The sequence below is a fragment of the Devosia sp. LC5 genome (assembly GCF_000735585.1).
Lineage (GTDB): Bacteria > Pseudomonadota > Alphaproteobacteria > Rhizobiales > Devosiaceae > Devosia.
The window spans coordinates 42,596-55,188 of record NZ_JNNO01000009.1 but is presented as its reverse complement, the minus strand read 5'-3'; the positions used below and the strand labels follow the sequence as shown (position 1 = coordinate 55,188).

General features: G+C 62.2%; 9 protein-coding genes and 1 pseudogene. 7 read left to right on the top strand and 3 right to left on the bottom strand.

The genetic code is table 11. From position 1 onward, the window contains the following. The first annotated feature begins 4 nt into the window (after positions 1 to 4). The 4 genes and pseudogenes from ugpE to FF80_RS21305 all read left to right on the top strand — a co-directional run. Positions 5 to 853 carry a sn-glycerol-3-phosphate ABC transporter permease UgpE gene (ugpE, locus tag FF80_RS06180; protein WP_035098639.1) on the top strand — a complete coding sequence of 283 codons (849 nt, stop codon included), beginning with the start codon at positions 5 to 7 and terminating at the stop codon, positions 851 to 853. A 5-nt stretch (positions 854 to 858) separates the two neighbouring features. Further along, positions 859 to 1,899 carry a sn-glycerol-3-phosphate import ATP-binding protein UgpC gene (locus tag FF80_RS06175; protein ID WP_035098636.1) on the top strand — a complete coding sequence of 347 codons (1,041 nt, stop codon included), beginning with the start codon at positions 859 to 861 and terminating at the stop codon, positions 1,897 to 1,899. 153 nt (positions 1,900 to 2,052) lie between these two features. Continuing rightward, complete coding sequence (locus FF80_RS06170) at positions 2,053 to 2,838, top strand: DeoR/GlpR family DNA-binding transcription regulator (protein ID WP_035098635.1); 786 nt, start codon at positions 2,053 to 2,055, stop codon at positions 2,836 to 2,838. A 260-nt stretch (positions 2,839 to 3,098) separates the two neighbouring features. Next, positions 3,099 to 3,351: pseudogene (locus FF80_RS21305) on the top strand (PrpF domain-containing protein); the annotation flags it as partial. A 93-nt stretch (positions 3,352 to 3,444) separates the two neighbouring features. Here FF80_RS21305 and FF80_RS06160 read toward each other — a convergent pair. Beyond that, positions 3,445 to 4,098, bottom strand: coding sequence for a TetR/AcrR family transcriptional regulator (locus tag FF80_RS06160; protein ID WP_035098631.1), 654 nt, complete (start codon positions 4,096 to 4,098; stop codon positions 3,445 to 3,447). Between the two features lie 106 nt (positions 4,099 to 4,204). On the opposite strand from FF80_RS06160, the gene FF80_RS06155 reads away from it, so the two are divergent. Then, the gene (locus FF80_RS06155) at positions 4,205 to 4,738 is read left to right on the top strand and encodes a DUF6151 family protein (protein WP_035098627.1); all 534 of its coding nucleotides are present in this window, start codon (positions 4,205 to 4,207) and stop codon (positions 4,736 to 4,738) included. Continuing rightward, positions 4,731 to 5,030 carry a hypothetical protein gene (locus FF80_RS06150; protein ID WP_035098625.1) on the top strand — a complete coding sequence of 100 codons (300 nt, stop codon included), beginning with the start codon at positions 4,731 to 4,733 and terminating at the stop codon, positions 5,028 to 5,030. Before FF80_RS06155 ends, FF80_RS06150 begins: the two co-directional genes overlap by 8 nt. 147 nt (positions 5,031 to 5,177) lie before the next feature. Here the strand turns inward: FF80_RS06150 and FF80_RS06145 are convergent, their stop codons facing one another. Both FF80_RS06145 and FF80_RS06140 read right to left on the bottom strand, forming a co-directional pair. Continuing rightward, positions 5,178 to 7,856 carry a DUF4344 domain-containing metallopeptidase gene (locus FF80_RS06145; RefSeq protein WP_200877170.1) on the bottom strand — a complete coding sequence of 893 codons (2,679 nt, stop codon included), beginning with the start codon at positions 7,854 to 7,856 and terminating at the stop codon, positions 5,178 to 5,180. A 389-nt stretch (positions 7,857 to 8,245) separates the two neighbouring features. Then, positions 8,246 to 10,255, bottom strand: coding sequence for a methyl-accepting chemotaxis protein (locus FF80_RS06140; protein ID WP_052153249.1), 2,010 nt, complete (start codon positions 10,253 to 10,255; stop codon positions 8,246 to 8,248). A 527-nt stretch (positions 10,256 to 10,782) separates the two neighbouring features. Between FF80_RS06140 and FF80_RS06135 the strand changes: the two genes are divergently transcribed. After that, positions 10,783 to 12,510, top strand: a complete 1,728-nt coding sequence (locus FF80_RS06135) for an ABC transporter ATP-binding protein (RefSeq protein WP_244445722.1) — start codon at positions 10,783 to 10,785, stop codon at positions 12,508 to 12,510. Positions 12,511 to 12,593 lie beyond the last annotated feature (83 nt).

Here is a 12,593-nt window from a genome sequence, read left to right as displayed (position 1 = left end):
CGCAATGATTGAAAACAGACCATTCCTGGCCTTCCTAACGCATCTGGTGCTGATCATCGGGGTCATCATCGTCGTGTTCCCGGTCTATCTGGCCTTCGTCGCCTCCACCCATGGCAGCGGCGACTTCATGCGCGGGCTGGTGCCCCTGCTGCCAGGCCCGCACATGATCGAGAACTACAGCTTCATGCTGAACGAGGGCATCTCGACTGCCGGCGCGCCGCCGCTCTCGATCATGCTGCTGAACTCGCTGGTGATGGCCATCGCCATCGCGGTGGGCAAGATCATCATCTCGATCCTCTCCGCCTATGCCATCGTTTTCTTCAAGTTCCCGTTCCGGATGCTGGCGTTCTGGATCATCTTCATCACGCTGATGCTGCCGGTCGAGGTTCGCATCGTTCCCACCTTCAAGGTGGTGGCGGACCTCGGCATGCTCAATTCCTATCCGGGGCTGATCATTCCGCTGATCGCCTCGGCGACGGCCACGTTCCTGTTCCGCCAGTTCTTCCTCACCGTGCCGGACGAACTGATGGAGGCGGCGCGCGTCGACGGTGCGGGCCCGATGAAGTTCTTCCGCGATATCCTGCTGCCGCTCAGCCGGACCAATATCGCGGCGCTCTTCGTCATCCTCTTCATCTATGGCTGGGTGCAGTACCTGTGGCCGCTGCTCGTCACCACCGACAGCCGCTACTACACCGTGGTCATGGGCATCAAACGGCTGGCGGCGACTGCCGACGCCGAGCCGCAATGGAACTTCGTCATGGCCGCGGTGATCCTGGCCATGCTGCCCCCCGTCCTCGTCGTCATCCTGATGCAGCGCCTGTTCGTCAAGGGCCTGGTCGAAACCGAGAAGTAAGCACAATGGCAAGTATCGACATTTCAGGCGTCAAGAAGGTCTATGCGGGCGGCGTCACCGCCATCCACGACCTCGACCTGGCGATACCGGACGGTGAACTGGTCGTGCTGGTGGGACCGTCCGGCTGCGGGAAGTCCACCCTGCTGCGCATGATCGCCGGCCTCGAGGCGATCAGCGAGGGCACCATCTCCATTGATGGCATCGTGGTCAACGCCAAGGAGCCGGCCGAACGCGATATCGCCATGGTGTTCCAGAATTATGCGCTCTACCCGCACATGACGGTGCGCGGCAATCTCGAATACGGGCTCAAGAATCGCGGCACACCGCGTGACGAAATCGACCGCCGCGTCACCGAAGCCGCGCGCATCCTCGAAATCGAGCCGTTCCTCGATCGCCGTCCCCGCCAGCTTTCGGGCGGGCAGCGCCAGCGCGTCGCCATGGGCCGCGCCATCGTGCGGCAGCCCAAGGCCTTCCTGTTCGACGAACCGCTCTCCAACCTCGACGCCAAGCTGCGCGGCCAGATGCGGATCGAAATCAAGCGCCTGCAGCGCAACCTGGCCACCACCAGCGTCTATGTGACGCACGACCAGCTTGAAGCCATGACCCTGGCGGATCGTCTCGTGGTGATGAATGCAGGCCGCATCGAGCAGGTTGGCGCGCCTATTGCGCTCTATGAGCGTCCGGCTACGCTGTTCGTAGCCGGCTTTATCGGTTCGCCGCCGATGAACCTGATCGATGTCGACTATCTGCGCGACAAGGGTGCGCTCACGCTGCCCGAGGGCACCGACCTTGTCGGCATTCGTCCCGATACCATCCAGCTGGCAGCGCCTGAGGGCCCACATGTTGTCCTAAGCGCTATTGTCGAACTCTACGAGCCGATCGGCGGGGAAAGCCACCTGCATATGCGGCTCGAAGGCAGCGGGCAGTTGATTGTCGCAGCCGTGCCCGCCCGCACCGCTGTCACCGAAGGCGCCCGGGCCACCCTCCATGTCAGCATAGCGGATCTGCATCCATTCAACCAGAAAACGGGGCGCCGCACCGACTGAGTACCGGTGCCACGGGAACTAGCAAATGATCGACCGCCAGCCTCAGACCGCGAGGAAGTTCAATCGCACCGCGGTGCCGCGGGAGAGGCATCATGATCGGCACAGCGTTGAGGAGCAGCGCCATCCGGGCCAGGCCGTTGCAGGTCCTGGCAAATGAACGATCCCCGGCTTTCGGATCGGCAGAACGACATCTTGCTGCGCATCGGTGCGCGCGGGGCCCAGCAGATCGACCGGCTGGCGCAGGAGTACGGCCTCACCACGCAAAGCATAAGACGGGATATCAACCTGCTGTGCGAACTGGGTCTGGCCCGGCGGCTGCATGGTGGCGTTGACTTGCCCGTCTTGCCACAAAACACCTCCATCAACGCCCGCGCCAGCCTCCACGGCGCGGCCAAGCGGCTCATTGCCGCCCGCGTTGCACAGGACATCCCCGACGGCTCCACCGTATTCATGGGAATCGGCACGACGGTTCGTTTTACCGCCGAGGCCCTGCGGGGACACGCGGGTCTTACCGTCGTCACCAACAATGTAGATGTCGCTCTGACCCTTGGCGACGTCGAAGGTATCGAGCTGCATCTTGCGGGCGGGGTCTGGCGGGCGAATGACCGGGATTTGGTCGGAGCCGACACCATTCGCTATTTCGAGAAGTTCCACGCTACCCATGCAGTGGTGGGCACTGGCGGTTTGCATCCAACGAGCGGCGCGCTCGACTTCAGCTATGAAGACGCCCAGATCACCAACGCGATCCTGCAGAATTCGAGGACCCGCTATCTCGTGGCCGATGTCAGCAAGTGGTCCGGTGCCGCCGCCGTACGGGTGGCGCCCTTCTCCGAATTCACCTCCTTCGTGACCGACCTGATGCCGCGGGAGCAAAAGAACGAAGAAAGCCTGCGCCAGAGCGGAATACAGGTCGTCGTTTGCGGAGCACCAGACCGTTAGCCACGATACATCGAGGAGGCTCAAGGGCAGCCGTCAGGCCGAGTTTGGCGCCGCCGATGCACGGGGCCAGATCCGTTTCGAGCGAGACGCCAAGAAGGCCTTCTGACGCTTAGCCCGCCGCTCCGACTGGCCGGCCGCTGAGCCAAGCGCTGGCCCTATCCACGATTGATGCGAATTTTGCATCGATCGGCCAAAACAACGCAATTCACATCGCTGATCGGCTCGGGCATTTGCTTGGGGCGAACAGGGAGTGGGCGTCCATGCAGGACGATTTGGTACGAATTCCATGCGTGATGATGCGGGGAGGAACCTCGAAAGGGCCATTCTTTCTCGCCAGCGATCTACCGGCCGATCCAGCCGCGTGATGCCCTCCTCATCGAGATCATGGGTTCGGGGCATCCGCTGCAGATCGACGGCATTGGCGGGGGCAATAGCCTTTCTTCCAAAGTGGCGATCGTGGGTCCTGCGACCCGCGCCGATGCGGATGTGGACTATTTGTTCGCCAAGGTAAAGCCAAAGACAGCGGTGCTGCACGAGATTGGCGACACGATTTCTGCACGGTGAAGCAATAGCCCGGTCTGTTCCCTCACGCGCGCCTGAGACGGTTCACCGTTGGTCCGGGTGCAAGAACGCGGCGAGGAACGTGGCTATTGCCGCTTCGGCGTGGTGGCGGATTTCTGCCTGGCTCGGTAACGCCGCATCGCCCAGCATCATGACGCGGTTGACCGGGTCGGCCATTACCAGCCAGTTGAATTGGGATGCCGCTATCCGCGCATCGGAGAATTGCAGCAGGTTTTTCGCGGCCAATTGTTCAAAGGCCGCGCCCATGGCCTCGAGAGCCCTGGCCGGGCCGCGGGCATAGAGCTGCTTGGCCAGCTCGGGGAAGCGCTGGGCCTCGGCAATCACCAGCCGGCGCAATTGCATCAGGCCGGGCGTGAGCACGATGGTGAGCTGGCGGACGGCGTAGTCCAGCAGATAGGTCTCAAGCTGGGCGCGGTCCTCCACCTTGGGCAGGCCAAGATGCACCGCGATATCGGCCTCGCCCATCATCTGGCCCATGACCGCGATGAACAGCGCCTCCTTGCTGGTGAAATGCTTGTAGATGGTCTGCTTGGAAACCCCGGACCGGCTGGCGATTTCGTCCATGCTGGCGCCGGCATAGCCCGTGCTCAGAAAGACTTCGGCCGCCGCGCCAATAATGGCCGCCTGCTTGCGTTCCGACCGTGTGCCGGCAGGGTCTTCATTGTCGCCTATCGGCATCGCCGCCCTCCAATCGTCAAATCCTGCTTGACACAATCAAACTGTACCGTCTAGTTTTAATTGAAGAACCAAACCGTCTAGTTTGATTGGGGGAGGGTTAGTTGCCATGAATACGACCGAGTTGAGGTGTGCCTGCGGGGCCGTGCGCCTCCAGGTGCGCGGCACGCCCATCATCAATACTGAATGCCACTGCACCAGTTGCAGTGAGGCGGGCAGAAGGCTAGGGGCGCTCGATCTGCCTCAGCCCATTCTGAGCCCGCATGGCGGTACGCGCTATGTGGTTTACCGCAAGGATCGGGTCAGCTTTTCCACCGGCGCCGAGAAGCTGCGTGAATTCCGCCTCGGGCCCGGCGCGACGACGCGGCGGGTGCTGGCATCCTGCTGCAACACGCCGCTGTTTCTGGAATTCAAAGGCGGGCACTGGCTCAGTCTTTACGGCAATCTGTGGCAGCCCGATGAATTGCCACCACTGCAGCTACGCACCATGACGCAGGATGCTCCGGATCGCTCCGCCGTGCCGGATGACGTGCCATCCGGCGCGCTGGCAACCGCGGGCTTTTATCGCAAGCTGCTCGTGGCGTGGATCGCCATGGGCTTCAAGGTTCCCCAAATCGCGGTCAAAGGAACGATCGATGCCTGACAGCGAGAAAATTCTCATTCAAAGTATCACTTCGCCCCATCATACCGAGCGGGTCAACAAGGCCAAATACATGGCCATGCGCCATGCTTTATTGGCGGCACTGCCCGAGCAGGCGCCGGGGCTCAGCGTGGCTGAAGCCAATATCGCGGTTCTGCCACATCTGTGCGAAACCGAATTTCCCGGCGGCGCCAAGGCCGGATGGTGGCTAAAGGCGGTCCAGCTGGATCTGGAAGCCAAAGGCATCATCCAGCGCGGCCCGGGCAAGCCGGTCAGGCTGTTCAAAAGTGCTTAGACGGCAGGGGCGCCGGGCTCAGGACCCATTTGTTTGGAACCGATGGGCCCATGTCCTCGCCCGGCAGGCGAATGGTGGCGAGGGGCGGCGAGATCTGTAGCGCCGCGGGTCGTTCGGCCTTGATCAGCCTGCTGCAGGACTAGGCGCCTACTCCACGGCCGCCAAGGGCAGGCCGTTGGATTGCCAGGCCTCGATGCCGCCGCGATACCAGAAGGCGTTCCAGCCCAGGGCGCCGGCGCGCAGGGCGCCATTGTAGGACGAACGGTCCTGCCGGTCCCGGCCGAAGAAGATGACGGGCATCCTGGCGTCGCTGGCGGTTTCCTCCTTGAGCCAGCCGTCGACGGCGCTCTGGAACCGATCAGTCAGGCTGCCATCCTTGCCGGCATCGGTCACCGAAAGCGCGCCGGGGATGGTTTCGGCCAGGCCACTCGTATCGATAAGCAGCATCGGCGTGCCCTCGTTCAGCGCGGCGGCCAGGTCTTGCGTGGTCAGGATCTGGGCTTTGCTATGGCTGGCAGGGGTGGGGCCTTTATAGGGCGCGGGAAACAGTACGCTGGTCACCGGCACGCCCAGGTCGGCCAATTCGTCGGCCGAGGTGGCATTGCCGACCGATGCAGTGCTGGTTTGGGCGACATTGCCGGCGGTGCTGGTGGGCTGGGTCTGCGCGGCGCTGCCGGTGTCGCCGGTGCCCATTTCGATATCGGAAATCATGAGGGCCAGGTGCTCGATCAGATCGTAGCACATGGTGATGCTCCCCTCGCGGGGATCGTACCAGGCATTGAGCTCGCCACAATCCTTGTAGGTGACGGCGATCGGGCGGGGCAGGGCATAGTTCTTGGACAGGTTGTCGGCAAAGCCGCGCAACCCGTCGCCGAATGTCGTGGCCAGGAAGGTGCCGATCTCGCTGTTGGATGGCTCGAAGGTTACTTCGACCTTGGCGCCGGGCGCATCGGCCGGCAATTGCCCTTCGGGGAACCAGGTATCTACCCTTGTGTGCGGCGCCAGGATGGTGCGCCAGGCGCGGTTCTGCTTGGTGAACTCTTCCTCGCAGCGTCCCAGGGTACGCTCGTCGAACTTGATCTGTTCGGCCATGCTGGTGAAGATCGCCGGATTGCCGCCATACATCACGCAGAACACGTTGCGGAACCGCTTGAGGTCGGGGGTGTGTTCGTCCTGCCAGGGGGTTTCGCCGCTGCCCTGCTGCTGGGCCAGCATGCCGCTATAATACCATTGCAGGGCCGAATAGGTCGCCACTTCGCGGCCGATCGCATTGATCCCCTCATCCTCGGTGGGATACATGGTTGGCTCGACCACCTTGAGCGCCGAGAAGATATCGACCGAATCTTCTTCCGGGCCAGTGGAGGGGATTTGCAATTCCCCGATCAGCGCATGGCCGAATTCATGCATGAAAATACTGTTGGTGAGACCCAGATAGACCCCGATCAGGCGCGCCTCGTCATGGCCGAACATCGGCACGCCAGCGCCCACTGATGTCGTTCCCCCCGAGGAGGGCGTGCCGGTCGATGCCGTGCCGGCGCCTGAGGAGATGGTGAAGCCCCCGACATAGAATTCGCCGCGTTCATAGGCGAGGATCCCGATATCGCCGCCAAGGGCGGGATCGTCCTGGAGCTGGGCGATGACCTGGCCGTTGAGCCGGAATTCGCCAAAGCCCGGCCGTTCGACAAATTGCAGCACGTCCTTGCCGCCACCCTGGGCAGCGCCGGCAAGCCGGCCGACTTCTCGCCCTTGGCCATCGGCGCCAAAGCAGAGTACCAGCCCGTCGCGGGCGGCGGTGATTTCGCCAATACAGGAGGCGCGGCCATCGCTGCTTTCGATCAGGATGCCGGCTGCGGATTTGCTGAAGTTCGCCGCGTCCTCGCCCTGTGGCGGCAGGATGCCGACATCGAGGCTGGTGACGCGTTCGCCCGAGGTCAGCGGCCCGACCGGCATTTTGTAGACCAGCTCGCTTGAGGCCGTCGCGGAATTGACCAGGACCAGCCAATTATCCTCAAAGAACAGCTCCCAGCCTTGCTTGTCATCGCTGCCATTGATGGCATCGGCAAGCGGTCCCATGATGGCGGCCATTTTATTGTCGCCGCTGCCCGCGCTGCCGCCGGCGCCGCCGCTGGGCGCGGTGCCCGAGCCGCCAGCGCTGGTGCCGCCCTTGGGTGGCAGGCCCGTACCGCCCGAGCCACCTTTGGGTGGCAGGCCCGCGCCGCTGCTGGCCGCGCCGGGCTGGGGGCCGCTGATCTGGAAATCGGCCAGCCCGAAGGTCCCGCGTTCATAGGCCATGACGCCGATCTCGGCGCCGAGCGCTGTGGCATAGGTGACATCGCCAATCTGGGTGTCGTTGATGAAGAAGCGCGCGGCACCGGGCACTTCGACCATGGTGATGATGTCGCTGCCATCCATGCGGGCAGCGTTGGGCACCGAGGCGATGGATTTGAAATCGCCCTCGATAACGCAGAACAGATTGCCCTTGGCCTCGGCCGTGATCTCCATCAGGCAGATGTCATTATTGGTGGCGCTGCGGGCGAGCAGGCCGATGGCGGCTTCCGGAATTTGCGACTTGAGCGTGACGTTGACGGTGATTTCCCGCCCATCCGTGGGTGGCGGGCCCGCATTGATGGCCAGCGTCTGCTCGGAGCCTTCCAGCGTGTCATTGCGCAGGACGAACCAGCCGCCTTCTTCCCCGGCCTGCCAGCCCTTCACCAATTGCTGATCAACCGCGCCGGCAAGCGGGCCGAGTACATCCTGCGCCCACACCTGCGTGGCCGAACCGAGCGCCAATAGTCCCAGCGCCAATACCAAGGATTTGCAATTCATTTCAGGTTTCCAGAAGAGACGGTTCCCGGCAGCCACAATGGTTTATAGCTATCTTTGACGATCATGCCTGCCAAGACCCTGTCAAGCGGCAGAGCACGCTCGAATCTGCCTAGAGGTGGCCCATGGCCATCTTGACACGCCCTTGGACGCCACGTCTGCGGAGAAAAAATGCCGTCGCTTCGATGCATCGGGGCCCCTTTGTCTTGCCATTGCTCCTTTTGACGCCTGAGCCTTGGAAGTCCTTGGGGTGCTGGTGCAGTTTTTTGAGCGGGCCGAGGGCTTCTGCGCAGCAAGGTCAGTCCGGCGGGCTCCTCGATCTCGACATCAGTACTGCGCAAAGAAAAGGCCCTCCGCAAGAAAGGGCCTTTCCGGTTCAGGTCTGGGACAGATCAGAAACTTTCCCAATCGTCCATCTTGATCGCGGTATTACCCTGGGCGCGATAGGCTGGCGCAGCCTTCCGGCGGGGCGGCGCAGCATGCCGCAGGGGCTCGGCCGGTGCCTGATGTACCGAGAAGATCTCGACAATGCCGTCGAGCTGGATGGCCTGGCCTTCGGTCTGCTCGATCGAGGCATTGATTTCCTCGACCAAAGCGGCGTTGTGCTGGGTCATCTCATCCATCTGGCGGACGGCAACGCCCACTTCCTGGATAGCGCTGGCCTGCTCCGAGCTGTCGCGGGCAATGCCCTCAAGCAGTTCGGAATTGGCGCGCACGCCGTCCAGCATTTCGTCGAGCTTGGCGGCGGCGTCCGCCACCAGCCTGGTGCCGCCGCGCACTTCGAGCGCTGATTGCTCGATCAGTGCCTTGACCTCGGTCGAGGCTTGAGCGGAGGACTGGGCCAGGCGCCGTACTTCCACGGCGACCACGGCGAAGCCCTTGCCGGCTTCACCGGCCCGGGCCGCTTCAACCGAGGCGTTGAGCGCCAAGAGGTTGGTCTGGAAGGCGATGTCGTCGATCATGCCGATAATGTTGGAGATCTTGGACGAGGAGGTAGCGATGCGCTCCATGGCCTGGGTGGCTTCGGCCATCACCACGCCGCCTTCTTCGGCCGAACGGGTCGAAGCAATGGCATTGTCGCTGGCGGATTTAGCGCGGGTCGAGTTCTGCGTGACCGTGGCGGCCAGTTGCTCCATGGCGGCCGAGGTTTCCTCGATCGTCGCGGCCTGCTTGGTCGTCCGCTCGGACAGATCGTTGGCGCCCGACAGGATTTCCCCGGTCGCGAGCTTGAGCTGGCCCGACGTATCGCGCAGCCGCCCGACAATGTCGGAGAACTTGATCGCCACGGCGTTGGTGTCGTCCTTGAGGCGCCCGAAAGCACCTTCATAGAGACCTTCGACCCGCTTGGTCAGATCGGCATTGGCCAGAGCCGAGAGTACCTGACTGGTTTCGGCGAGGCCGGTATCGACGGTCTTGACCAGGCTATTGACGCTGCTGGCCAGGGCATTGAGTTCGGGATCGGGGAAGTCGGCGGTGACGCGCTGGGAGAAATCGCCTTCCGCGGCGGCATCGACCACCGAGCCGAAGGCGCTTTGCAGCTCGGTCATCATTTCCTTGCGGGTTTCCTCGTCGCGGAGGATGCGGGCGGCTTCAGCCTGCGTCATGTGGGCGATTTTCTCGCCATTGTCGCGGAACACGTCGACGGCGCGTGCCATGGCGCCGATTTCGTCGGCCCGGCCGGTGCCCTGGATGGTGATGTCGAACTTGCCATCGGCCAGTTCGGCCATCTGGCCATTGAGCGCGGTGATCGGCTTGGTCAGGCTACGCACGATGAGCCAGCCGGCCAGCATCAGAACGGCGATGACGCCCAGGGCGATCAGCGCGCTGCTCAGCGCATTTTCCTGATAGATGGCATCGATATCGGTCTGCAGCACGCCTGTGCCGATGGCCCAGGACCAGGGCGCGAAATTCTGCACATAGGTCAGCTTTTCGATGGCCGGTGCGTCGGGATTGGCGCCCGAGAACATGAAAGTGGTGAAGATCGAGCCCTGGGTGCGGGCGCCATCGGTATATTCTTCGATGAACCGCTTGCCATTGGTATCGGTGCGGTCGCGCATATTGGTGTCGACCACGGCGGGGTTGGCGTTGACGATCATGACATAGTCATGGGTCACCGCGAAAACGTAGTCATCGCCCGAATAGTTGATGGCGTGCAGCATGGCCTTGGCTTCGGTCTGGGCTGCGTCCAGCGTCATTTCGCCGGCCTGAACGCGCGCATCGTAATTGCCGAGCATGGTCACCGCGGTTTCGATGACGCTTTTGATCTCGGCCTTTTTGAGGTCGATGAGATTGTTGTGAATATTGGTCAGCTGATAGGCAGTCAGGCCGGCAAAGCCGACGACGAACAGGAGCAGCAGCGCGGACATCCGGCGCGCAATGCTGCCAGTCACGATCTTGAGCATGAAATGTGAACTCTGATGGGAACGGAAGTGAGAAGCGACCGGCTTGGGGAGCCGGCAAGGGTCCGGCTAAGGCGCAGCGCGCGCGAATGCGATCAAGGCAGTGGCCTCCTGGCAGGGCATCAGCCGTTCTGGCTGGATGGGTCATGTCGTCAGGCAAAACATGCCGCCTTTAGGTTAATTTACTGACAAGCCAGACGGATCTAGGGCGCTGTGAACGCTCGGAAAAATTCCACTTCAGCGGCAGATGGCCTGAGTTAAATTGTCGCATAATCGAGGGCGCTATACTTGTTTGCGCCGGCGGATCGCGGCATAGTCGCGCCGCTTATCAAGCCCGTGTCAGGAGAACGAAATGAAAGCCGCCATGTCCAATCAGAAAGGAAAAGTTCAACAGGACATGAAGCGTTATGCAGATCCGATTTCCACGGGCGAGGGCGCATGCAAAGCCACGCCGTAGCCATTCTCTAAAGCAATTCGTCGCCGGGTTTTTGCCGCAACCGCAGAGCAGCGGGGGCGAGCGCTGGGCCTATGTGCGGAAATTTCTCTCCTACTACCGGCCGCATCTGCCGCTGCTGGCGGCTGATCTCGTCTGTGCCCTCTTGGTCGCGGCGACGGCATTGTTCCTGCCGCTCTGCGCCAATTACGTCACCAAACAGCTGATCGAATTGCCCCGGGTGCCCGAGGCAATCGGGCAGATCTACGCCATGGGCGGCTTGATGCTGGGGGTGCTGGCTATCCAGGTATTGGCGATCTTTTTCGTGGACTATCAGGGTCACATGATGGGCGCCAAGATCGAGGCGTCGGTGCGCAAGCAATTGTTCGAGCATTGCCAGAAGCTGTCGTTCAGCTTCTACGACCGGCAACGTGTCGGGCAATTGATGAGCCGGATCAGCAATGACTCACTGTGGCTGGGCGAGCTGTTTCACCATGGGCCGGAGGATATTTCCATTGCGCTGCTCAAATTTGGCGGCGCCATGGTCATCCTGTTCTTCATCGATCCGGTGCTGGCCGGATTGATCGCCGCACTGACGCCGCTGGCGGTATTCTATGCGCTCTATTTCAATCGCCGCATGAACATCGCCCTGCGGCAGAGCAAAGAGCGGATCGCGTCGGTCAATGAGCGGGTGGAGGATGCCCTGAGCGGCATCAGGGTGGTGCAGTCCTTCGCCAATGAGGCGATGGAAGCCAGGCGCTTCGAGGCGGAAAACCAGCGGTTTCTGGACAGCCGAAGGGAGGGCTATCGCAGCGAGGCCTATTTCTCGGCGGGCACTGAAACCTTCGCTCAGTTGGTGACGGTGCTGGTTATCGTGGTGGGTGCGGTGCGGGTGCTGACGGCCGATCTGGGCGTGGCGGATATGCTGACTTTCCTGCTCTGCGTGGCGGTTTTGGTCGATCCGGTGCAGCGGCTGGCCAATTTCGTGCGGCTCTGGCAGGAGGGCTATACCGGCTTCGTGCGGGCCATGGAGATATTGGACGTTGCGCCCGATATCGAGGACCGGCCTGGGGCGGTGGAACTCGACAATGTGGTGGGCGCCATTGCCTTTCGCGATGTCAGTTTCCGCTATGAGGAGAGCGGGCCGCATGTGCTCAGTGATCTCTCGCTCGACATTGCGCCGGGGGAATTCGTGGCTTTGGTCGGCCCGTCCGGCGTGGGGAAAAGTACGCTCTGTGCCCTGATTCCGCGGTTTTATGAGGTGAGCGGCGGGGCGATCCTGATCGATGGCAAGGATGTGCGGGATGTCACCATGGCTTCGCTGCGGCGCAATGTGGGAGTGGTGCAGCAGGACATCTATCTGTTCAGCGGCACGGTGACCGACAATCTGCGCTATGGGCGGCCCGATGCCAGCTTCGAGGAGATCGTGGCGGCGGCAAAGGCGGCCAATGCGCATGATTTCATCATGGCGCTGCCGCAGGGCTATGACACCGATATCGGTCAGCGCGGGGTGAAACTCTCGGGCGGACAGAAGCAGCGGCTGACTATCGCACGGGCATTCCTCAAGAATCCGGCCGTGCTGATCTTTGACGAGGCGACCAGTGCGCTCGACAATGAAAGCGAGCGGGCAGTGCAGCAGGCTTTGCTCGAACTGACAAGGGGGCGGACCACGATCGTCATCGCCCATCGCCTGTCCACAGTGCGCAATGCGGATCGCATCCTGGTGCTGACCGAGGATGGCATTGGCGAAGAGGGGACGCATGAGGCGCTGATGGCGGCCGATGGGCTTTATGCGGGGCTGCATAGGGTGCAGGCCAGCATCTAGCGCGATCCGGCCCGCGCCTTTGGGTGCGGGCCGGTCTATGGCGGTGCGGGCGAAAAGTGCTTATACTTGATAATATTTATTGA